Genomic DNA, 20,008 nt, shown 5'->3' on the forward strand with positions numbered 1-20,008 from the left:
CATGTGCCCCCCATGTCCGCCGCCCCAAAGATTAAATACCCCGACCTCCCCGTGGCCAAACGCCGCGATGAGATCATGGCTGCCATGCGCAAGCACCAGGTGGTCATTGTGGTGGGGGAGACAGGCAGCGGAAAGACGACTCAGCTGCCGAAAATGGCTTATGAATTGGCGGTTGAGGAGGGCAAAGACGGCCGTGTAGGCTGCACCCAGCCGCGCCGTCTGGCCGCCGCAACGGTGGCGAAGCGTGTGGCCGAGGAAATGGGCACAGCTCTCGGCGATCGCGTGGGCTACCAGGTGCGCTTTGTTGAAAAAGTCCAAGGCGAAACGTCGATCAAGTTCATGACCGATGGGATTTTGCTCGCCGAAACCCAGCGCGATCGCGATCTGCGGCAGTATGACACCTTGATCATCGATGAAGCCCACGAGCGCAGCCTGAATATCGATTTTGTTCTGGGTTACCTCAAGAACCTGCTCAAACGCCGCAAGGATCTCCGCATCGTGGTCAGTTCCGCCACCATGGACTCAGGAAAGTTCTCCGAGTATTTTAACGATGCGCCGATCGTCAATGTGGAGGGACGAACATTTCCAGTCGAGGATTTCTACTTACCGCCGCACAGTGATGGTGAAGACCTGGCGCGCCACGTTGCCCGCGGTGTTGAATGGGTCACCGACATGGACGCCACCGGGGATGTGCTGATTTTCCTTCCCGGTGAACGTGAGATCCGTGAGTGCGCCGATACGCTGGAGGGGAAAAATTTCCCACGCACGGAAATCCTGCCACTTTTCGCTCGCCTCGGCCTCGATGAGCAACAGCGCGTTTTTTCAACTGGCGGAGCGAACAGGCGAGTGGTGCTGGCTACCAACGTCGCGGAAACATCCGTGACCATTCCGGGCATCGTTTATGTGATCGATAGCGGTCAGGCCCGAGTCAGCCGCTGGAACCCTGCGCGACAGATCCAGCGTTTGCAGATCGAGCAGATCAGCCAGGCCAGTGCCCGCCAGCGGCGCGGCCGATGCGGTCGGGTGCAAGAGGGCGTCTGTGTGCGGCTCTACGATGAGGAAGTCCACGATGCCGCCGATGAATACACCGATCCAGAAATCCGCCGCAGCTCGCTCGCGGGGGTGATTCTACGGATGAAGTCGCTGAAGCTGCCGGATGTCCGCGAGTTTCCCTTCCTCAGTCCGCCATCGGCAAAAGCGATCAGTGAAGGCCATCGCACCTTGGAAGAAGTGGGTGCGATTGAAAAAGATGGCTACCTCACAAGGATCGGTCACCAGCTGGCGCGACTCCCTCTGGATCCACGCCTGGGCCGGATGTTGATCGAGGCGAAGGAGCGCAAGGTGCTCGATGCCGTGCTCGTTATGGTGGGGGGGATGAGCGTGATGGATGTGCGCGAGCGACCGCAGGAAAAGCAAGCGGAGGCCGACAAGGCACATGTGAAATTCAACGATGAGGAATCCGATTTTCTCACCCTGCTGCATATCTGGTCGGCGGTGAACACCTTCCGTGAAAAGCGCCGGTTCAAGCGCAACCAGCTGCGAAAATTTTGCAAACAGAACTTCATCAGCTTCCGCCGCGTGATGGAGTGGGATCAGGTGGTCAATGAGCTGGGCCGCTTGGTTCGCGATACGCTGAAAGTGAAAACTTCTCCCTTGGCCAGCGAGCGCAGCCAGTGGGGCGACGAGGCGGAAATGCACAAGTCCCTGCTCGCTGGCATCCCCAAGCAGTTTGGCTTCTGGGACAAGGAGAAACGCATCTACCGCAGCACCGGCGGTCGCGAGTTTTCTGTGTTCCCCGGTTCAGGCTTGTTTGGCAAAAAACGCCACGAATGGCTGATTGCTTACGAGCTGGTGGAGACCAGCCGTGTCTTTGCTCGTAAGGTGGCTTTGTTAGATGTCCGCTGGGTCGAGGAGGTGGTGCCGCACCTTTGTCGTCATCGCTACCATTCTCCCACTTGGAATGAAAAACAGGGCGCGGTCTACGGCAAGGAAACGGTCATTTGTGGCGGGCTGACTTTGGTCGATGGACGTCAGGTGTTTTACGGCCGAGTCAATCCGAAGGAGGCTCACGAGGTTTTCATTCGCGAAGCGGTGTTAGAGTCTGGGCTGCGGACCAAAGGAAAGTTCATGCACCGTCTGGCCGAGGTGAAAGCCGAGGTCGAGGATGCCGAACACAAGCTGCGCCGCCGGGGCGGGTTGTGGTCGGACGAGGCGGTTTACGATTTCTTCCTCGAGCGCATTCCCACAAACATTTGCACCGCCAAAGCTTTTCAAAAGTGGCGCACCACCGGCAATAACGAGGATCAGCTGATGATCACCGTGGAGGATTGCATCTGGGGTGAAATTGAGGACCTGAATGCTTTTCCGGATCTTGTCTGGCATGGTGAAACGGGCTACCATGTCAGCTACAATGACACCCCCGGCGAGCGGGAGGACGGCATGGTGTTCGAGCTCGGCTTGGGCGATGTCGCGGAGTTCCCCGATTTTCTTCCCTCGTGGGTGGTGCCTGGTTTACTGGAAGAGCGCGTCTATCTGCTGATCCGCTCGCTGCCAAAAAGTCAGCGCCAGGCATGTTCTCCAGCGCGAGATGTCACCACCGCCTTTCTCGAGGAATGGCACGGCTGGGTGCCGGCGCGGGATTTGCTCACCGAGCTGGCCGCCTTCCTCAGCAAGCGCACCGGCCATGTCATCGATGCCGCAATGTTCGATGAGTCGCGGCTTCCCGATGGCTATCGCGCCAAGATCCGCATTTGGAGCGATGACGACGAAGAACTGGCATTCGGCACCGACATCAACGAACTTCGTCAAAAACTCACCGGTCTGATGCGTGAGCGACTGGAGCTGCATGTGAACCAAGAGTGGGAAATGACCGGCGGCGAAGGCTGGGACTTTGGCGAGATTCCTCGGGTGACCGACGATGGAGTATTTCCCGCCTTGGTCGATGAAGGGGATACCGTCGGCATGCGTGCTTATTTGAACGAAACCGAAGCCGCCGAAAGCCACCGTGCCGGCTGTGTGAGGTTGTTCCAGATAGTGGAACCGAAGCAGACCGATTACGTCCGCCGCAAGTTCCCGCTCGGCATGATGGCCAAGGTGATGCTGCCGATGATGGACGCTGGCGATGGCCAGTTGATCATCGATCTCCTGAGGGTTTCCTGCGAGGGGGCGATGGGAAAAAGTCTCCCGCGAAATGCCGAACAGTTCGCTGCCGCTATCGATCACGGTCGGGGAGAGCTCTTCGCCTGCGCCGATCGTGTTTGCCGCGGTTTCGAAGAGATGTTAGAATCTTACCGCGTGATTTCAGATTGGATCGAAGACAATGCCTCGGACCGCCACCTGAACCTGATTGCCCGCGATTTGGCGGAGGAAATTGAGTGGTTGTTAGGGTCCGGTTTTGCCTGGCGTGCTGGTTACGATCGGCTGCGGGATTACGGTCGCTATTTCCAAGCCATGGAAGAGCGGCTTAAGCGACTCGAAAGCCTGCCGTTGGTCAAAGACGATGAGAAGCGCGAGCGTGTCTGTCGTCTCTGGGACGATTGGTTTGTCATCTGGAAAAAATCCCCGGATAACGTTAATCTATGGCCGATTGGCTGGCAGCTGATGGAATGGCGCGTCGCCGAGTTTGCGCCGTCATTGCCTCGCAAAATCAAGGTTTCCGAAAAGAAAATTGAAACCGCCATGGCTAGTCTGATGGCGTAAAAAAAACTGTTTAATTTCGTTAGAATGAAATATGATGAAGCTCGCTCCGTTAGAACCCTCCTCATGATGTTCCTATCCCCTATGAAAAACCTACTTGTTGCAGGTGTAAGCCTGCTGATCTGCTGTGATTACGCCCTGGCGCGAACCTGGACCGATGTCAAAGGTCGGAGCCTGGAAGCTGAGATCGTTGGGAAATCCGATCAAACGGTGGACCTCAAACTCAGCAGTGGCAAAACGGTGACTATCAAAACCGCGACGCTGAGTCAGAAGGACCGGGAATTCGTTGCCAATTGGGCCCCGAAGACTGCGGACAAGGATGCGCTGGGCGGAGATATCGAGCGTTACTTCTCCAGCGAATGGCCAAGGCTGATATCAGCTGATGTGGGCATGGAGATCGATGAGTCCCGCGGTGACGAAGGGGAGTTTATTTACACCAGCCCCCACTACGAATTCATCAGCAATGCCGAACTGAGCAAATCGGTGGTGAAACGTTTCGCTCTCCTGTTCGAGGCCACTTACCTGTATGTTAAGGCTCTGCCTCTGGGGAACTCGAAGGCACACGTGGCGTCTGGCCAGCGCTATAAGATCTATCTCTTCGAGAAGATGGAGCAATACTACCGCGCCGGTGGTCCAGTCGGTTCGGCCGGTGTGTTCATGGGCGGCAAGGAGATCATCATGGTGCCGTTCCGCAGCTTGGGCTTGATCAAAGGCTCGAGCTCCTGGCGGGTAGATTATGATCGCACCAACAAAACCTTACCGCACGAGATCACTCACCAGATCACGGATCGCGAATACTACGCCCAGGGTGCACGTGGATGGTATACCGAGGGGCTGGCAGAATATGTTGCCGCGACCCCCTACCGCAGTGGCAAGTTCAGTGTGAATGCCGCAGATCGCGCGATCGAACAATATGTGACCGGTTTTTCCCGATCGGATAACCGTGGTCGCAATTTGGGAACCGATATCAAGGCTCCGGATCTGAAGCAGTTCATGGATCAGTCGTATGCCAGTTTCACCGGCGGCAATGGCAACTACAACTATGGTTTCAGCGCATTGTTAGTGACCTACTTCTGCCACTACGACGGCGACGAAGATGCTGCCAATTTAAAGAACTTCCTCAGGGCTCTGAAGGCGGGCAAGAAGGGGGCCGAAGCTCAGAAGGAATTACTTGCAGGCCGCAGCTGGGACGAGCTCGAAGCTGAGATCTCCAAAGGCTGGAGCCGGAGAGGCGTGAAGATCGAGTTCAAGTAAGACTCGCGGAGTTTTAACCAAGCACTCGCTCGATCACCCAGTAGCTGGCGGTCAGGGCGATGATGGCCGAGAGCCCTTTGAGCAGGGTGGGGAAAAACTTCTTCTCCCTCGCCCAGTAAAGCGCCAGCAAGGTGACGCCGATCACGGTGATCTGCCCCAGCTCGACACCGAGGTTGGCGGCGGTGAGTGGCAGGGTGATGTCGGTGGCTGCACGGATCTTGTCCCCCAGCACCGAGGCAAAGCCCAAGCCGTGAATCAGGCCAAAGACAAAGATCATCAGCAGCCGGTGCGCCCGGACTTTTTGACTGAGGATATTTTCAACGGCCACATAGAGAATGGTGGCGGCGATCAGGACCTCGATCCATTTCATCCAATTGTCGTCTGGTGTCGAGACAGTGCCAGTGACCACCAGGCCCAGTGTAATGGTGTGGCCGACGGTGAAAATGAGCGACTGGCTGAGCAGCGGCTTCCACGCGAAGGTGAGGCAAACCAAGGCGAGAATAAACAAGACATGATCCCAGCCCTCGGGGATGACGTGGCGGTAGCCGTAGTCGAGAAAGTTGAGAAAGGAATCGGATTCCGTCGGGGCTGTATTGGATCGGTTGATCAACGTCAGCGATTTCCTGGGGTAGGCTGTGAGGATGGTGCCATTGTCAAAGCCGATCGCTAGGTCTGGGTGATTGCCATCCGGGATGAATAGCCGCAGTTCGCCTGCCTCAGCGGGGATGTTGCCTGTGATGATGACGTCGTAGTAAGCGCAGCCGGTGTCGGTGAAGCGGGGGGTGAACGACGGTGGGGAGGTCTGCCAGGCCGGGAAGCTGCAGTCGAAGGCGAGACGCTCGATTTTTCCCCCCTCGGAAAACACCCAGCTAGGCTGAAGGTATGTGTGCAGGTATTGCTCCGTTTCTCGCTTCATGTCAGCGAGCTGCGAAGGCGTCCTCGACAACAGCCAGGCACGTTTCGGCTGCGGCGTGTTTTTATCCTGCCGCATCTCGGGCAGCGCCAGGCCGGCGTCAAAGCGTAGCTTCAGCGACCACGATTTCTCGCTGCGTGAGAAATCGGCGAAGAGCTGCTCGACGACGTGAGCCTGCAGGCCACCGCACAGCAGCAAAAGGAGGAGGGCGACTTTCATGGGGGAGCTGAATAATCGTGCAGATGTCACTGTGAACTACTCCACCATGCAAGGCACCAGGATGCCGTCTTTCATGCCGTGGATTTTCTTTTTGTCCGCGGGCACGATGGTGGCGAGGCAGCCGCCGAAGCCAGTCTTACCGTTCTGATCGGTGAAGAAGTAGGGGCAGAGACGGGCGCGTCCTTGCATGATTTTTTCTTCGCCGGTGTCGGGATCGAAATACGGATGCTCGATGATCTGGCCGGCGTGATACTGCTGCATCATGCGCGGTTGGGAATCGAAAGCGGCCATGGCTTCGTGGATTTTTTCCGCCCACTCGTTGCCAGGCATGTCGTGGCCGATGTAAACGCCACGGGACCCCCACGCCAGCTCGGAGAAGCCGCTGATTTTCAGCACGAGACGACGTTCTGTCTGGGAGAAATTAGCCACCTCGTCCCATGAATGCACATCGATCCGCGGAAGTGCGCCCTGCGGGGGCAGCGGTGTGGGATCGACCACCCAGCTGAACGGCACAATCTCACGCACGCGTTTGAGGTGATTACCGCGAAGTTCCTTTTCCCAAACCCCACGCAGCGCGGGCGACCAAAGCAGGGCGAGCCAGAGCTTTTCCTCGAGGTGCGGTTTGCAGGGGGACGTGAGCTGGGGGGAAGCCGCAAGCTGCTGGGCGGCGGGGATGTTTTTCCAGTCGAACCATTCGAAAAAGCGGTAGGCTGGAGAGTCGTCTCCTGAGTCGGCTTCGGCGGATTCCACCGTGATGTTAGAACACTGCTCGGCAAGCCATTCGAGCTCCGGTTGATAATCGCCAGACTCCTCACTGACGAGCACTCGACCGCCTTCGTGAAGCAGCGATTGAAAACCGTCGCGGATGCCATTTTCGCCACCTAACACATCGTAGCCATGTTGCGAATACAGTTGGGAAAGCCAGAGGGTGATCCCCATGCCGCCGGGCACAGAGTCGAGCTCGGTGAGGGCGAAGGAGGATTGTTCTTTGTCTCCTGTTAGGATGAGGTCGGGGCGGATCACGCGCGGCATGTTCTGGCTGATCTCAGCAGAGCGTTGCGCTTCGATGATCCATTCCGGTTTGCCGGCATCGAGCACTTGGTGAATCCAGCTGGAGAGTTTGCCCTTGGCACTGCGTTGGTAGATGGAATCGGATGCCTGCTGGAACTGGGCCAGAGGATGGCCGAGTCGGGTCATGGTCTTGGCCGTTTTTTTGTCCAGCTGAAGCGGTTTCGGGGAGAACAACCATCCGCCGTCGTGGCGAAGTTGGGATTCCGGCATGGCCGCTTTGATCGATTCTAAAGATAGTTGAGGCACGCAGCCAATGTGTGTTTGATCCCCTCATTGGTCAAGTTCGGTTGTCGGACCGCCCAGTTCGGCTGGACGATGTCAGTCTGAAGGCGAAATTGTGTTCAAGATTCTGCGATTTGCGACGTAGTCTGGTGATGATGAAAGCATGGAAATTACGGCCAGTGATGCTCGGCCTCTGTCTTTGGGCGGCGGGACTGTGTCATGGACTCGCCGCTGGGAGCAGCGATCGGCCTAATCTGATTTTCATCATGACCGATGACCAGGGGTATCCGGTGCTGGGGGCGCACGGGCACCCGTGGATTCGCACACCGCAGCTGGACAAGATGCACGCCCAATCCATCCGCTTCGATCGCTTCATGATGGGCTCGACCTGCGCGCCGAGCCGGGCGGGGATCATGACCGGGGTGCACTCGATCAAAAACGGGGTGACCCACACGATTTATGAGCGCGAGCGGCTGAACTTGAAGGCGGTGACGATTCCGGAGGTCCTGCAAACGCGCGGTTACCGGTCGGGCTACTTCGGAAAGTGGCATCTCGGCGATGAAGCCCCCTACCAGCCGGAAAATAGAGGGTTTGACGAAGTGTTCATCCACGGTGCGGGCGGCATCGGTCAGGCTTATCCTGGATCTTGCGCCGACGTGCCGAACAATGGCTACTTCAACCCGGTGTTCAAACACAATGGTCGCTTCGTGAAAACCGAGGGCTACTGCACGGATGTGCTTTTCAAGGCGACCCTGGGTTGGGTCGACTCCATCAGGGATTCCGAAGAGCCATTTTTCGCCTTTCTTTCCACCAATGCACCGCACAGCCCCTTCGTGGCGCCGCCGAAGTATCAGCAGCATTTCCAAGACCTTGGGTTTAACAGCAAGGCGGCCGGGTTCTACGGCATGATTGAGCATATCGATGACTGCATGGGGCAGATGTTCAGGCAGCTTGACGAGTGGGGATTGATGGAGAACACCGTGGTCATTTTTACCTCTGACAATGGGATGACGACCAGTGGCTGTGGGTTGAAAGGGAAGGCGGGGCGACCTCAGGTCAAGCTCGGCAGCGATGCCGCTGGAAAGCCGATGATGTCCTACAATGCGGGGATGAAAGGTCTCAAGGGGACCGTGCATGAGGGTGGGGTGAGGGTGCCGTTTTTCGTCCGCTGGGATGGCGTGATCGAGCAGGGCCGGACCGTGGACAGGGTGGTGAGCTATCTGGATATTCTCCCCACCTTGGCGGATTTTGCGGGTGCGAAACTGCCGGCCAACCAGGCATTCGAAGGGCGGAGCTTGAAACCTCTGCTGCTGGAGGAGAAGCCAGCCTGGCCGGACCGTTACCACTTTCAACATGTGACCCGCTGGAAACGAGGGGCCGACCCAGACCAGTTCAAATGGCAGAATTACTCCGTGAGGAATCAGAAGTTCCGACTGGTGGAAGGTGTGCTCTACGACATGGAAAACGATCTTGAGCAGACGGTGGATGTCACCGCCAAGCACCCTGAGCTGGTGGCGGAAATGAAGAAAGCCTACGAACAGTTCTGGACTGAGGCACGGCCACTGATGATCAATGACGGCGTGCCCTTGGCTGAGGAAAAGCCGTTTCACGTCGATTACCGAGCGCAGAAAGCCAGCACCGGCATCCCTGCCTGGGACGCGCCCGAAATTCGCTGGCAGGATTCCACCGAATAAGGGGGAGCAAGCAAGAGAGCAACACCAGAGAGGCCTATGAAAACAAAGATTGTGAAATTGTTCGCCGGCATCAGCCTGCTTGCTGCAACTGCCCACGCAGAATCGAGCCGAGCCAACATGATCCTGATGATGGCGGATGATGACGGCTGGGGCGACGTCAGGAGCTTCAATGTGGAGTCGCCGAGCCTGCCGAGAAAATGGACATCCCCGGAAGCATCCGGAAGTCGTCGCGGAGCTGGCGAAAAAATTCGAGGCTTGGCGGGCGTCCTGTAAAAAGAGTAACCAAAGAGAAGATTATGAAGAGTAAGAACACAATGAGCACGGCCATCGGAGCGATCGCTGTGGGATTGACCCTCACTAGCGCGGTCGCAGCAGATGAGAACCCAATCCCAAGGAAACCCAATGTCGTGATCCTTTATGCCGATGACATGGGGGTCGGGGATGTTTCCTACGGTGACCCCAAGGCAAAAATCATCACGCCTAACATCGATCGGCTCGCCAGCCAGGGCATGACCTTCAGTGATGGCCATAGCTCGTCCGGCATTTGCACGCCGAGCCGCTTTGCCATGCTCACCGGCCAGCACCACTGGCGCCGTTTTCACGGCATTGTCAATGCCTTTGGGAAGTCCGTGTTCAAGAAAGACGAGTTCACCCTCGCTCGCATGTTCAAGCAGCAGGGCTACGCCACCGGATGCTTCGGCAAGTGGCACCTCGGCTGGGACTGGGACGCCATCCGCAAGCCGGGTGTGAAGAAGGAAGACTACAAACACGCTGCCTCCTACGATTGGTCCAAGCGTTTCCCCGGTGGCCCGATCGATCAAGGCTTCGATTACTATTTCGGCGATGGCACCATCAACTTTCCTCCCTACTGCTGGATTGAAAATGATCGCTTCAAAACCATTCCCACCAAGCCGGTTATCAAATCGCGCCCGCTCGCAGGCGGCGGCAGCTTCCGTCCGGGGCCGATGGCTGAAGGCTGGAATCCCTATGACATCCTTCCCTCCATCACCAAGAAAACGGTCGAGTGGATTGAAAAGCAGAAAGCCGGCGAGCCATTCTTTGCCTACCTCGCATTCAACTCGCCACACTACCCCATCGTTCCTAACAAAGAGTTCCATGGCAAATCGAAAGCCGGTTACTACGGGGACTTTGTCGCTGAAACCGATGCCATGGTCGGCAAGGTCATGGACGTATTGGAAAAGAAAGGATTGTTGGAAAACACCATCGTCATCTTCACCGCCGACAACGGCACCGAGTGGCATGCCTACGAGAGATTGCAAAAGTTCAATCAATGGAGCTCCGGAGATTTCCGCGGCCTGAAGCGTGACCTCTACGAAGGTGGCCACCGCGTGCCCTTCATCGTCAGCTGGCCAGCTAAAATCAAAGCCGGCAGCCGCTCGGTTGAAACCGTGAGCCAGGTGGACTTCGCCGCCACCTTTGCCAAGATCATCGGCTACCAGCTGAGCAATGATGAAGCAATCGATAGCTACAACCTGCTGCCAGTTTGGCAAAGTGAGGACTACAAGAAGCCACTCCGGGTCGCCACGGTGCAGAATACCAGCAAGGGGAAATACGCTCTCCGCCAAGGCGACTGGGTGCTGATCAATGCCCGCTCCGGAGCGGCCCAACCTGAGCGCAAACACTACCTCGAGCACTTTGGTTTGAAAACCTGGCCGAAGGGAACTCCCGGACTCTTGTTCAACCTCAAAGACGATCCACGACAGAAGAAAAACCTCTACGATCAGCAACCTGAACGAGTGGAAGCCATGAGCAAGCTGCTCGACCGCTATGTCAGCGGCGAACGCTGTGCCCCTGAGCGGGACTAAAGTTCTGGCAACGGGACTCTCGCTGTGTTCAAGCGCAGACGTTAGGCGCAGCGTTGACTGTTTAATTCACAAAAGACCCGGCAGTGAGCTGTCGGGTCTTTTTGGTTGAGGACGCAGTGGCGGAGTAGGGCAATAGTCTGCGAGTCCTCTAGTAGGAGAGGAAATTCTCCAGCATTTTCATGCCGTTTTGGGTCAAGATCGACTCGGGGTGGAACTGGACACCGTGGATGGGATATTCGCGGTGTTGGAGGCCCATGATGGTGCCGTTGATAGTCTCGGCGGTGATGTCTAGGCAGTCGGGCAGCGTCTCACGTTTCACCACCAGCGAGTGATAGCGAGTGGCGGTGAGGGGGCTGGGCAGGCCTTTGAACACACTTTGATTCATGTGGTAAACCGGGGAGGTTTTGCCGTGCATCAACTTCTCAGCCCGGATGACATCGCCACCGAACACCTGGCCAATGGACTGGTGGCCGAGGCAGACACCGAGGATGGGCGTGGTCTTGCCAAACTCCTTGATCACATCGCAGGAAATGCCGGCCTCGGTAGGGGTGCAGGGGCCGGGGGAGATGCAGATGCGGTCGGGTGACAGCTCGCGGATTTCATCGATGCTCATGGCATCATTGCGCACCACCTTCATCTCCGTGCCAAGCTCGCCAAAGTATTGCACGAGGTTGTAGGTGAAGGAATCGTAGTTATCGATGACGAGCAACATGGGAAATGGGAAGTGAGTATGAGGGAATAGGGGAGGTCTACAGAACTGGGGAGGTGCCTATTGGGCGATGGTTTTCGCTAGGCCGATGGCGCGGCGGAGGGCCATCGATTTGTTGACAGTTTCTTCGTATTCGTAGGTCGGATTACTATCGGCGACGACTCCAGCTCCGGCTTGCACGTAGGCTTTTCCGTCCTTGAGTAGGCAGGTGCGCAGGGTGATGCAGGAGTCGTGGTTGCCATCCCAGCTGAAGTAGCCGACCGCTCCAGCATACGAGCAGCGTTTGCTTTTTTCCAGCTCGTTGATGATCTGCATGGCGCGGATTTTCGGGGCGCCACTAACGGTGCCGGCCGGGAAGGTGGCGCGGAGCACGTCGTAGGCGCTGTGCTTGTCATCGAGGTCGCCGTGCACGTTGGAAACGATGTGCATGACGTGGCTGTAGCGCTCGACAATCATGAAATCATCCACTGTGACGCTGCCGTGTTTGGAGATGCGGCCGACGTCGTTGCGGGCCAGATCGACTAACATCAGGTGCTCGGCGCACTCTTTTTGGTCGGCTAACAGGTCGGCGGCGAGGGCGTCGTCTTCCTCCGGAGTCTTGCCCCTCCAGCGGGTGCCGGCGATCGGGCGGATGTCGATGCGGCCGTCGATGGCGCGCACGTGCACTTCCGGCGAGCTGCCAACGAGAGCGAAGTCGTCCAATTGCAGGATGAACATGTAGGGTGAGGGGTTCACGTGCCGCAGGGCGCGGTAGAGATCGACCGGTGAGCCATCGAAATCGACTTCAAAACGTTGGCTCGGCACGATCTGGAAGGCATCCCCGGCGGCGATGTATTCCTTGGCTTGCTCCACCATGGTTTCGTATTCCTCCTGCGAGGTATTGCTAGCTGCCTCCGGCGTCTCAAACTCGGCCAGACCATTGAGCGGTGGAATGTGCAGTGGCTGGTGCAGCTTTTCAATCAGCGATGCGATGCGATCGCGGGCGTTCTGATAGGCGGCTTCCGCATCGGCGTGTTCGTCGAGAAAGGCATTGGCCACCACGATCAGGCGGCGCAGACGGTGGTCGAAAATGAGTAGGTCCTCGGCGATGATGAACAGGGCGTCGGGCAGTCCGAGCTCGTCCTTCGCAGGAATTCCGATGCTGGGCTCAAACTGGCGCACCGCATCGTAGGCGAGGTAACCAACAGCGCCACCGTAGAAGGGTGGGGCATTGCCGTGGGTGACGGGTTGGTATTTCCCCATCAGCTCCTCCAGCTCGGCAAGGATGTCCTTTTCCGCGGTCCACTGCTTGCACTCGCCATTTTCACAGAGGGTGATTTCGTGATCGTAGGCCTTGATGACGGTGCGTGGGCTACTGCCGAGGATGGAGTAGCGACCGCTGTCGCCGGAGCTTTCTGCGCTTTCAAAAAGAAAGGCTTCTCCTTCGCCGCTGATCTTCAGATAAGCGGAGAGAGGGGTTTCGAAGTCGGCGGCGAGTTGTGCGTAGACGGGTACGACGTTGCCGCGCTCCGCGAGATTGCGGAACTCATCAAGGGCGGGGCTGACGGATGGAGTGCTCAACGCGGCAGAGCATGGCGTGAAATTTTCGGAGCGCAATCCGAAATGATCATTGTTGAGCAGACCTTTGACGGTTTAGCGGCGCTTGGGTGGACCCTTTTCTACGGAAACCGGCGGGGCCGTGCTGGTGGGGAGTCGGTGGTCCTTGCTGCGCTGCAACGGATTTCTAACCAACTCATTGTTCTCGCTGATTGCATCCGGGCTGTTGGCGAGCAGGATGCCGCGAGCGAATGCATCCTGGATGTAGCAGTCGCTGATGGCGCCTTTGCCGTGGAAAAAGGCCACAGCGTCATCACCGGAGGCGATGAAACGGCAGTTTTTCACCAAGTTCCCCGTTGTCGGAGGGTCCCAGGGTTGCCCGATTTGCGGGCCTCCTCCCGGTGATGCCAGGCAGGGAGTCTGGCCGTGGATGGGGGCTGCCCGATCGGTGATGCAGTGGGTGATGTGGATCTTGTCGAAGGCCCCTCGAAAGACCCCTCGGGTTTTGTGAGTCCACTTGATGTGGTCAAATTTGAAGTCGGAGCCACCGTTGAACCAATAGGTTTGGCCGCCGTGTTTCGATTTGATCCCGATCAATGCCCCCTTCGGGTAGTGCGGAACGAGTTGACGTTGTTTGAGGCGGATTTCCCAGATGCTGTCTCCGAGCGGCCGGGCCGATTTCCAGGCAATCTGTTCATTGTCCCGGGTCACGATCCTGGGGTCCGTTTGGCTGTTTTCGTAGCGTTTCAGATAACGTCCTTGATCGCTGTCCGGGTTGAAAATGTCTGCCGGAGTCGGGAATCCTCGCTGGATTTTCAGCACGAGCTTGCCTGGGGCCGTGCTGATGACGTGGCCCTGGCTGACGGTGTATTTTTCCCGCGTCATGTGCATGTGGGACATGGTGACGCGATAGGTGTGTCGCCCGACGATGGCGTGTTCGGAATCGTCGAAAACGAGCACCGTTTTGTCGATGCCCTGACCTTTGATGATCAGTCGACCACGGGGGCCTGGCTTGACATGGCTGAGGTTGATGATGCCTTGCTGGTTGGGGGTGGGGTTGAGTGAGTAGCGCCCGGCGTCGATCTCGAGGACGAGGGTGTCATTAGGTGCCGACTGAAAATGTTTCCTGGCGTCTTTAATCGCGGTGTTGAGGCCCTTGCCGGTGATGCCGAATTGTTTTTTCACATTCCAGGTGAGCGTGTCCGCCAATAGGGAGGGCAGGCAGCTGATCGTGAGCAGTGTGGCGAAATAGGGTGCGGTGAGTGGGGGCATGCTGTGTTGGGGGGGGCGGGTGACAGGATAATACGTCGATGGTGGTGATGATGTTGCTCGATCGCTCACGGGAATGTAGCTGAGACGTCAAAATTTGAAAAAAATAAATGCTCCCTCGACCTTTGACCCTGATCGATTATGAACACCGCAGAGCGATGGAAGAAAAGAGAAGCAAGCTGCAGGATCTGATGCGCCGCCGGTTTGATGATCGGCAGCGGTTTCTGGTAGCCTGCATGGTCTGTGGCCTGCTTTGCGGTCTGTTGGGCGTCTTGTTTCACCTCACCATCCACCACACCTTCGCCGGCGTTTGGAAATTGGCGACCTCCGGGGACGATTCCCAATTCATCACGGTGCTGCTGTTAGCTCCGGCCTTGGGGGGCTTGATCTGCGGACTGGCCATCCACTTTTGGGCGCACGATGCCGTGGGCAGTGGTATTCCCCAAACCAAGGCGGCTTATTACAATCAAGGCGGAAGAATCAAGACCATGACCGGCGTCTGGCGGGTGATTCTGGGCACGGTATTTGTTGGTTTTGGTAATGCTCTCGGGCGTGAGGGACCGATGGTGCACGCCTCGTCGGCGATCGCTTCACGCATCGGGCGTTTTGCCTTCAAGGATCCCGAACGGGTGCGGGCGATGATTCCCGTGGGCATGGCGGCGGGGATCGGTGCTGCATTTAATGCGCCCTTGTCCGCGCTGACCTTCGTCTTCGAGGAACTGCTCGATAACTTTTCCACCAAGGCCATCGGTGGCATGGTGGTAGCCGTGGTGATCGCGGCCGCTGTATCGCGCTCGATCCTGGGCGAAGACCCGGTGATTTCCACCCACTTGGTGCTCGATTATGAAACGGCGGCGTGGATGCTGGTGGCGATTCCTCTGGGGGCTTGTGCTGGCTTCCTCGGGCACTTTTTTGTCGGTTCCGTGATCGGATTGCGGCGCAAGGTGAAGGCGACGCGTTGGCTGAAATCGTGGTACACGCCGGCGATCGGTGGCTTGATTTGTGGTGCGGTGGGACTCTTGGCCTGGTGGATTACCGGGATGGAGGGAAATGCTCAGTCGGGCGTGTTCAGCATCGGTTACGAATCTCTCGAGGAGGCATTTGAAAATAAGCTGATCATCAGCATTCTGGTGACGCTCTTGGCGTTCAAGCTGCTCGCGGTGGTGGTGAACTACGCCACCGGCGGCAGTGGCGGGCTGTTTTCCCCTACCCTGTTTCTCGGTGGGATGTTAGGCGGGCTGATGGGCTACGCGCTGGTGGAGCTCAGCCATCAGTTCACCGATTGGCAGCTGGTGGATGAGTCCCAGATCATCGGTGGCTGTGTCTTGCTTGGCATGGGCGCGATGTTTGGTTCGGTGATCCGCTGTCCCTTCACCTCGCTGATTATCATTTTTGAAATGACCGGCAACTACTCGCTGATCTTGCCACTGATGGGGGGCAACATGCTCTCGTGGGTGATCGCGAGAAAACTTCGCCCGATCGCGATTTACGATGCCCTGCTGATGGAGGATGGCGTTTCTCTCAAGCGCATGCCTTCCTACCGCGGTGCCCAAGATTACCGGAACCTTCCGGTCCGCGCGATCATGACTCACGATGTCACTTCCGTGCAAGGTGAGCTCTCAGCCGATGAGAACCTCAGCCTGCTGAAAAGTAACCTGGTTTACCACCACGCCTACACCGTGGTGGATAGAGAGAACCGTTTCCTCGGTGTCATCACCCACCACGAAATGCGTGAATGTGCGCCCGAAACTGTGATCGCCGAGCTCGTGGAAAATCAGGAAACCGTGCAGGTGCACCCCGATGTCTCGATCCGCGACGCCGCACAGATGATGATTTCCAAAGATATCCAACAGCTTCCGGTGGTCAGTCTGGTGGAGACCGATCGTTTGCTGGGGATTCTCACCATCAACGACATTGCCCGGCAGCAGAATGCGGCGGAAATGTAGGTGCTGCGATCAGCTGACGAAAGCGACACACTTCGCAGATATCGCGAAAGGCTGTGCAAGGATTAGGCTGAGCTTGTAAAATTGGATCATTTTCGATCTGTTATCATCATGAGCAAGACGAACAATTCCCAGCCGAAAGACGAAGAGGTAAAGCAAACGGAGAAAATCGAGCTCGATCCGGCATTTGCCAACTTGGGCGAGCTGCTCGAAGCCCGTGATGGCTCCCCCAAGGGGTTAAGCAATCAGGCATCGCTTGAGGTGGCCTATGAAAAAGGCATCTACCCCTATCGGGAAAAGATGAAAACCTCCGAGTATGAGCAAGAGAAGATCAAGCTTCAGGCTGAGTTACTCAAGGTGCAGCAGTGGGTGAAATCCACGGGCAAACGCATCGTGGTCATTTTCGAAGGGCGTGATGCGGCGGGGAAAGGCGGCACCATCAAACGCTTCATGGAGCACTTGAACCCCCGGGCTGCTCACGTGGTCGCTTTGGAGAAACCCACCGATCGCGAGCGTGGCCAGTGGTATTTCCAACGCTACATCAAACACCTCCCCACCAAGGGCGAAATGGTGTTTTTCGATCGCTCATGGTACAACCGCCCCGGTGTTGAGCGGGTGATGAACTTCTGCACGCCGATGGAATACCTCGAGTTCCTCCGACAGTGCCCGTCGCTGGAGCGCATGATTGTGAATAGCGATATTATTTTGATCAAATACTGGTTCTCCGTCAGCCGCCTCGAACAGCTGCGTCGTTTTCACGGACGGAAAACCGACCCCCTGAAGCAGTGGAAACTCAGCCCGATCGATATCGAATCCTTGGATAAATGGGATGATTACACCAAGGCAAAAGAGGCCATGTTCTTCCACACCGATACCGCGGACGCTCCCTGGACGGTGATTAAGTCGGACGATAAAAAACGCGCCCGGATCAACTGCCTGCGCCATTTCCTCCACAGCGTGGATTACCCGAACAAGGACCAGGCCATGGCTCCCGTGCCGGATCCACAGATCGTCACCAGCGCCTCGAATGTCTACGATAAGGACGAGCAGCTGGCCGAGCACGGGGTGCCCGAGCTTTAGGGGCTGCAAATGCCACAGTTGTTAGAAAAAGAAGCTTTTCCAGTCGCCATTTCTGGGCAAACTGCGCACTTCTTTTTGTAACCATTTTTATGAGCGGTCTTTCCTCTTCCCACCCCTTCGTGGCTCGCATTTCCGGTGAGCTTTCTCTCAACAGCAAGCAAGTAGCGGCCACCGCCCAGATGTTCTCTGAGGGCGCCACCGTGCCTTTCATTGCGCGATACCGGAAAGAGCAAACCGGCGGCATGGACGAGGTCCAGATCATGGCGGTGCGCGATCGCTTGGTGCAGCTGGCCGACCTCGAAAAGCGCCGCGATGCCATTACCAAGAGCCTGGAGGAGCGCAAACTGCTGTCCGCCGAGCTGAAGAAAAAGATCGCTGACGCGGAAACCATCACCCGCCTCGAGGACATCTTCGCCCCCTTCCGTCCAAAACGCCGCACCCGTGGCACTATGGCCAAGGAACGCGGCCTCGAGCCCCTCGCCGATTTCATCTGGGACAACCGTGAGAATCCCGGTGCCGATGTCGAAGCCGAGGCTGAGAAATTCATCGTCGAGAGCAAGCCGGAGGATAAAACCGCCGAGCTCAATCCCGCCGTGCCGACATTGGCCGACGCCTTGGCCGGCGCGCGCGACATCCTCGCCGAGCGCTTCAGTGACGATGCCGATGCCCGCTCCGAGCTGCGTCAGCTGATAGAGGAGCAGGGCACCGTCACCTCCAAGATCATGTATGGCAAGGATACCGAGCCGGATGCCCAGAAATTCAAAGATTACTTCGATTGGTCCGAGCCACTCAAGGACGTGCCATCGCACCGCATGCTCGCCATGCGCCGGGGTGAGAAAGAAGGTTTCCTCTTCATGCGCATCCAGGCGGACGAGGAAACGGCACTGACGAAAATGCGCGGCCGTTTCGGCGTCAGCAATGGAGGCCCCTGCGCCGAACAGCTCGACCTCGCCATTGCCGATAGCTACAAGCGCCTGCTCGGGCTTTCCCTGGAAACCGAGTTCCGCATGAAGGCGAAGAAGGAAGCGGACATCGAAGCCGTCCGTGTTTTTGCCGATAACTTGCGTGAGCTGTTGCTCGCCTCACCACTGGGCCAGCGTCCGATGATTGCCATCGACCCCGCCTTCCGCACCGGTTGTAAGACCGTGGTGTTAGATGCCCAGGGGAACTTGCTGTTCGATACCGTGCTGCACTTCACCACCAGCCACTCGCAGGCGATGGAAGCTGTCGAGATGTTGAAAAAAATGGTCGCCAAGTTCGACTCCAAGGCCATCTGCATCGGTAACGGCACCGCCTCTCGCGAGACCGAAGCTGTGGTCCGCGCAGCGGGGCTTCCGAAGTCAATCCCCATCATCATCGTCAACGAGTCCGGCGCGTCGATCTACTCCGCCAGCGAGGTCGCCCGTGAGGAATTTCCAGATAAAGACATCACCGTGCGTGGCGCCGTTTCCATTGGGCGCCGCCTGATGGACCCGCTCGCCGAGCTGGTGAAACTGGATCCAAAAAGCATTGGTGTCGGCCAGTATCAGCACGATGTGGATCAGAATCTTCTGAAAACAGGCCTCGACGATACCGTGGTCAGCTGTGTGAACGGCGTCGGCGTGGAGGTGAATACCGCTTCGCGCCAGCTGCTGGGATATGTGGCGGGCCTGAACTCCGGCATCGCTTCGAACATCATCGCCTACCGCTCTGAGAACGGTCCGTTCAAGACCCGTGAGGAGCTGAAAAAAGTCCCCCGTCTTGGCGAGGTCGCCTACGAGCAGGCCGCCGGTTTCCTCCGCATCCTTGGTGGAACGCACCCGCTGGACGCCTCGGCGGTGCACCCGGAGCGCTACGCATTGGTCGAGCAAATGGCGGCCGATCTCGGCTGTGACGTGCCCACCCTGATCCGCGATGCCGATGCCCGGAAGAAGATCGATCTGAAAAAATACGTCAGCGATGAAGTCGGTCTGCCCACCCTGAAGGACATCATTGCCGAACTCGCCAAACCGGGTCGCGACCCCCGTGCGCAGTTCGAGCTATTCACCTTCGCCGAAGGTGTCAACAAACCGGCCGATCTCACCGAGGGTATGAAGCTGCCGGGCATCGTGACCAACGTGACCAACTTCGGTGCCTTCGTCGACGTCGGCGTGCACCAGGACGGACTGGTCCACATTTCCCAACTCGCCGATAAATACATCGCCGATCCTGCGGAGGTGGTCAAAGTCGGCCAGAAGGTGAATGTCACCGTCACCGAAGTCGACCTGAACCGCAACCGCATCGCCCTCAGCATGCGCAGCAACCCGGAGCCAGCCCGCCAAAACCAACGCGGCGGAGAACGCGGAGGCGACCGTCGTTCAAACGGCCCACGCCGCAATAACAACGGTGGCGGAAACCGCAACAACGGTGGTGGCAAGCGCGGCGGCGGCAACGATTCCTTCGGCGGCAACTGGTTCGACCAAGCGCTCAAGAAAGGCCGTTAGGCCATCCCTTGCCGTGGCGAAGGGTTTGCACCCTTCGTCGGTGAACGGCTGACCGAAGCGCTAATACCGAAGCCTGCAAAGGCTTCGCTACGGAGCTTATCTAGCGATCGGAGC

The 20,008-nt window shown here is 57.6% G+C and carries 13 protein-coding genes; 8 read left to right on the forward strand and 5 right to left on the reverse strand.

Annotation, left to right across the window (positions count from 1 at the left end; all coding sequences use genetic code 11):
- Window positions 1-12: 12 nt before the first annotated feature.
- Together hrpA and JO972_RS03875 are read left to right on the forward strand one after the other, a co-directional pair.
- Window positions 13-3,699 (forward strand): ATP-dependent RNA helicase HrpA, encoded by a 3,687-nt coding sequence (gene hrpA / locus JO972_RS03870; protein WP_309488684.1) that lies wholly within the window; start codon window positions 13-15, stop codon window positions 3,697-3,699.
- Between the two features lie 81 nt (window positions 3,700-3,780).
- The gene (locus JO972_RS03875) at window positions 3,781-4,950 is read left to right on the forward strand and encodes a hypothetical protein (protein ID WP_309488685.1); all 1,170 of its coding nucleotides are present in this window, start codon (window positions 3,781-3,783) and stop codon (window positions 4,948-4,950) included.
- Window positions 4,951-4,963: 13 nt separating this feature from the next.
- Here the strand turns inward: JO972_RS03875 and JO972_RS03880 are convergent, their stop codons facing one another.
- Window positions 4,964-6,082 (reverse strand): HupE/UreJ family protein, encoded by a 1,119-nt coding sequence (locus JO972_RS03880; protein ID WP_309488686.1) that lies wholly within the window; start codon window positions 6,080-6,082, stop codon window positions 4,964-4,966.
- A gap of 36 nt (window positions 6,083-6,118) precedes the next feature.
- On the reverse strand, window positions 6,119-7,399 hold the full coding sequence (locus JO972_RS03885; protein ID WP_309488687.1) for a hypothetical protein: 1,281 nt from the start codon (window positions 7,397-7,399) through the stop codon (window positions 6,119-6,121).
- A gap of 158 nt (window positions 7,400-7,557) precedes the next feature.
- Here JO972_RS03885 and JO972_RS03890 point away from each other — a divergent pair, with 158 nt between their 5' ends.
- The 3 genes from JO972_RS03890 to JO972_RS03900 are packed head-to-tail and all read left to right on the forward strand — an operon-like array spanning window position 7,558 to window position 10,895.
- Window positions 7,558-9,069: an arylsulfatase gene (locus JO972_RS03890; protein ID WP_309488952.1), complete on the forward strand. Its 1,512-nt coding sequence runs from the start codon at window positions 7,558-7,560 to the stop codon at window positions 9,067-9,069.
- A 36-nt stretch (window positions 9,070-9,105) separates the two neighbouring features.
- Window positions 9,106-9,342 (forward strand): hypothetical protein, encoded by a 237-nt coding sequence (locus tag JO972_RS03895; RefSeq protein WP_309488688.1) that lies wholly within the window; start codon window positions 9,106-9,108, stop codon window positions 9,340-9,342.
- A gap of 23 nt (window positions 9,343-9,365) precedes the next feature.
- Complete coding sequence (locus JO972_RS03900) at window positions 9,366-10,895, forward strand: sulfatase family protein (protein WP_309488689.1); 1,530 nt, start codon at window positions 9,366-9,368, stop codon at window positions 10,893-10,895.
- A gap of 148 nt (window positions 10,896-11,043) precedes the next feature.
- Here JO972_RS03900 and JO972_RS03905 read toward each other — a convergent pair whose 3' ends face one another.
- The 3 genes from JO972_RS03905 to JO972_RS03915 form a co-directional block, all read right to left on the reverse strand.
- Complete coding sequence (locus JO972_RS03905) at window positions 11,044-11,607, reverse strand: anthranilate synthase component II (protein ID WP_309488690.1); 564 nt, start codon at window positions 11,605-11,607, stop codon at window positions 11,044-11,046.
- 57 nt (window positions 11,608-11,664) lie between these two features.
- A complete protein-coding gene (gene trpE, locus JO972_RS03910; RefSeq protein ID WP_309488691.1) occupies window positions 11,665-13,164 on the reverse strand; it encodes an anthranilate synthase component I in 1,500 nt (499 codons plus the stop codon).
- A gap of 72 nt (window positions 13,165-13,236) precedes the next feature.
- Window positions 13,237-14,412 carry a right-handed parallel beta-helix repeat-containing protein gene (locus tag JO972_RS03915; RefSeq protein WP_309488692.1) on the reverse strand — a complete coding sequence of 392 codons (1,176 nt, stop codon included), beginning with the start codon at window positions 14,410-14,412 and terminating at the stop codon, window positions 13,237-13,239.
- A 155-nt stretch (window positions 14,413-14,567) separates the two neighbouring features.
- Here JO972_RS03915 and JO972_RS03920 point away from each other — a divergent pair, with 155 nt between their 5' ends.
- From JO972_RS03920 to JO972_RS03930, 3 genes are all read left to right on the forward strand, one after another.
- Window positions 14,568-16,355: a chloride channel protein gene (locus JO972_RS03920; RefSeq protein ID WP_309488693.1), complete on the forward strand. Its 1,788-nt coding sequence runs from the start codon at window positions 14,568-14,570 to the stop codon at window positions 16,353-16,355.
- Between the two features lie 108 nt (window positions 16,356-16,463).
- Window positions 16,464-17,432 carry a polyphosphate kinase 2 gene (ppk2, locus tag JO972_RS03925; protein ID WP_309488694.1) on the forward strand — a complete coding sequence of 323 codons (969 nt, stop codon included), beginning with the start codon at window positions 16,464-16,466 and terminating at the stop codon, window positions 17,430-17,432.
- An 89-nt stretch (window positions 17,433-17,521) separates the two neighbouring features.
- Window positions 17,522-19,894 carry a Tex family protein gene (locus tag JO972_RS03930; protein WP_309488695.1) on the forward strand — a complete coding sequence of 791 codons (2,373 nt, stop codon included), beginning with the start codon at window positions 17,522-17,524 and terminating at the stop codon, window positions 19,892-19,894.
- Window positions 19,895-20,008: the final 114 nt, after the last annotated feature.

The organism is Oceaniferula flava (assembly GCF_016811075.1).
GTDB lineage: Bacteria > Verrucomicrobiota > Verrucomicrobiia > Verrucomicrobiales > Akkermansiaceae > Oceaniferula > Oceaniferula flava.

What these genes read in the sequence shown, in the direction of transcription:
- JO972_RS03915 (WP_309488692.1), bottom strand. Translation starts at nt 14,412, where the DNA reads ATGCCCCCACTCACCGCACCCTATTTCGCCACACTGCTCACGATCAGC.
- JO972_RS03900 (WP_309488689.1), top strand. Translation starts at nt 9,366, where the DNA reads ATGAAGAGTAAGAACACAATGAGCACGGCCATCGGAGCGATCGCTGTG.
- hrpA (WP_309488684.1), top strand. Translation starts at nt 13, where the DNA reads ATGTCCGCCGCCCCAAAGATTAAATACCCCGACCTCCCCGTGGCCAAA.
- JO972_RS03895 (WP_309488688.1), top strand. Translation starts at nt 9,106, where the DNA reads ATGAAAACAAAGATTGTGAAATTGTTCGCCGGCATCAGCCTGCTTGCT.
- JO972_RS03880 (WP_309488686.1), bottom strand. Translation starts at nt 6,082, where the DNA reads ATGAAAGTCGCCCTCCTCCTTTTGCTGCTGTGCGGTGGCCTGCAGGCT.
- JO972_RS03920 (WP_309488693.1), top strand. Translation starts at nt 14,568, where the DNA reads ATGGAAGAAAAGAGAAGCAAGCTGCAGGATCTGATGCGCCGCCGGTTT.
- JO972_RS03875 (WP_309488685.1), top strand. Translation starts at nt 3,781, where the DNA reads ATGAAAAACCTACTTGTTGCAGGTGTAAGCCTGCTGATCTGCTGTGAT.
- ppk2 (WP_309488694.1), top strand. Translation starts at nt 16,464, where the DNA reads ATGAGCAAGACGAACAATTCCCAGCCGAAAGACGAAGAGGTAAAGCAA.
- JO972_RS03890 (WP_309488952.1), top strand. Translation starts at nt 7,558, where the DNA reads ATGCTCGGCCTCTGTCTTTGGGCGGCGGGACTGTGTCATGGACTCGCC.
- JO972_RS03930 (WP_309488695.1), top strand. Translation starts at nt 17,522, where the DNA reads ATGAGCGGTCTTTCCTCTTCCCACCCCTTCGTGGCTCGCATTTCCGGT.
- JO972_RS03905 (WP_309488690.1), bottom strand. Translation starts at nt 11,607, where the DNA reads ATGTTGCTCGTCATCGATAACTACGATTCCTTCACCTACAACCTCGTG.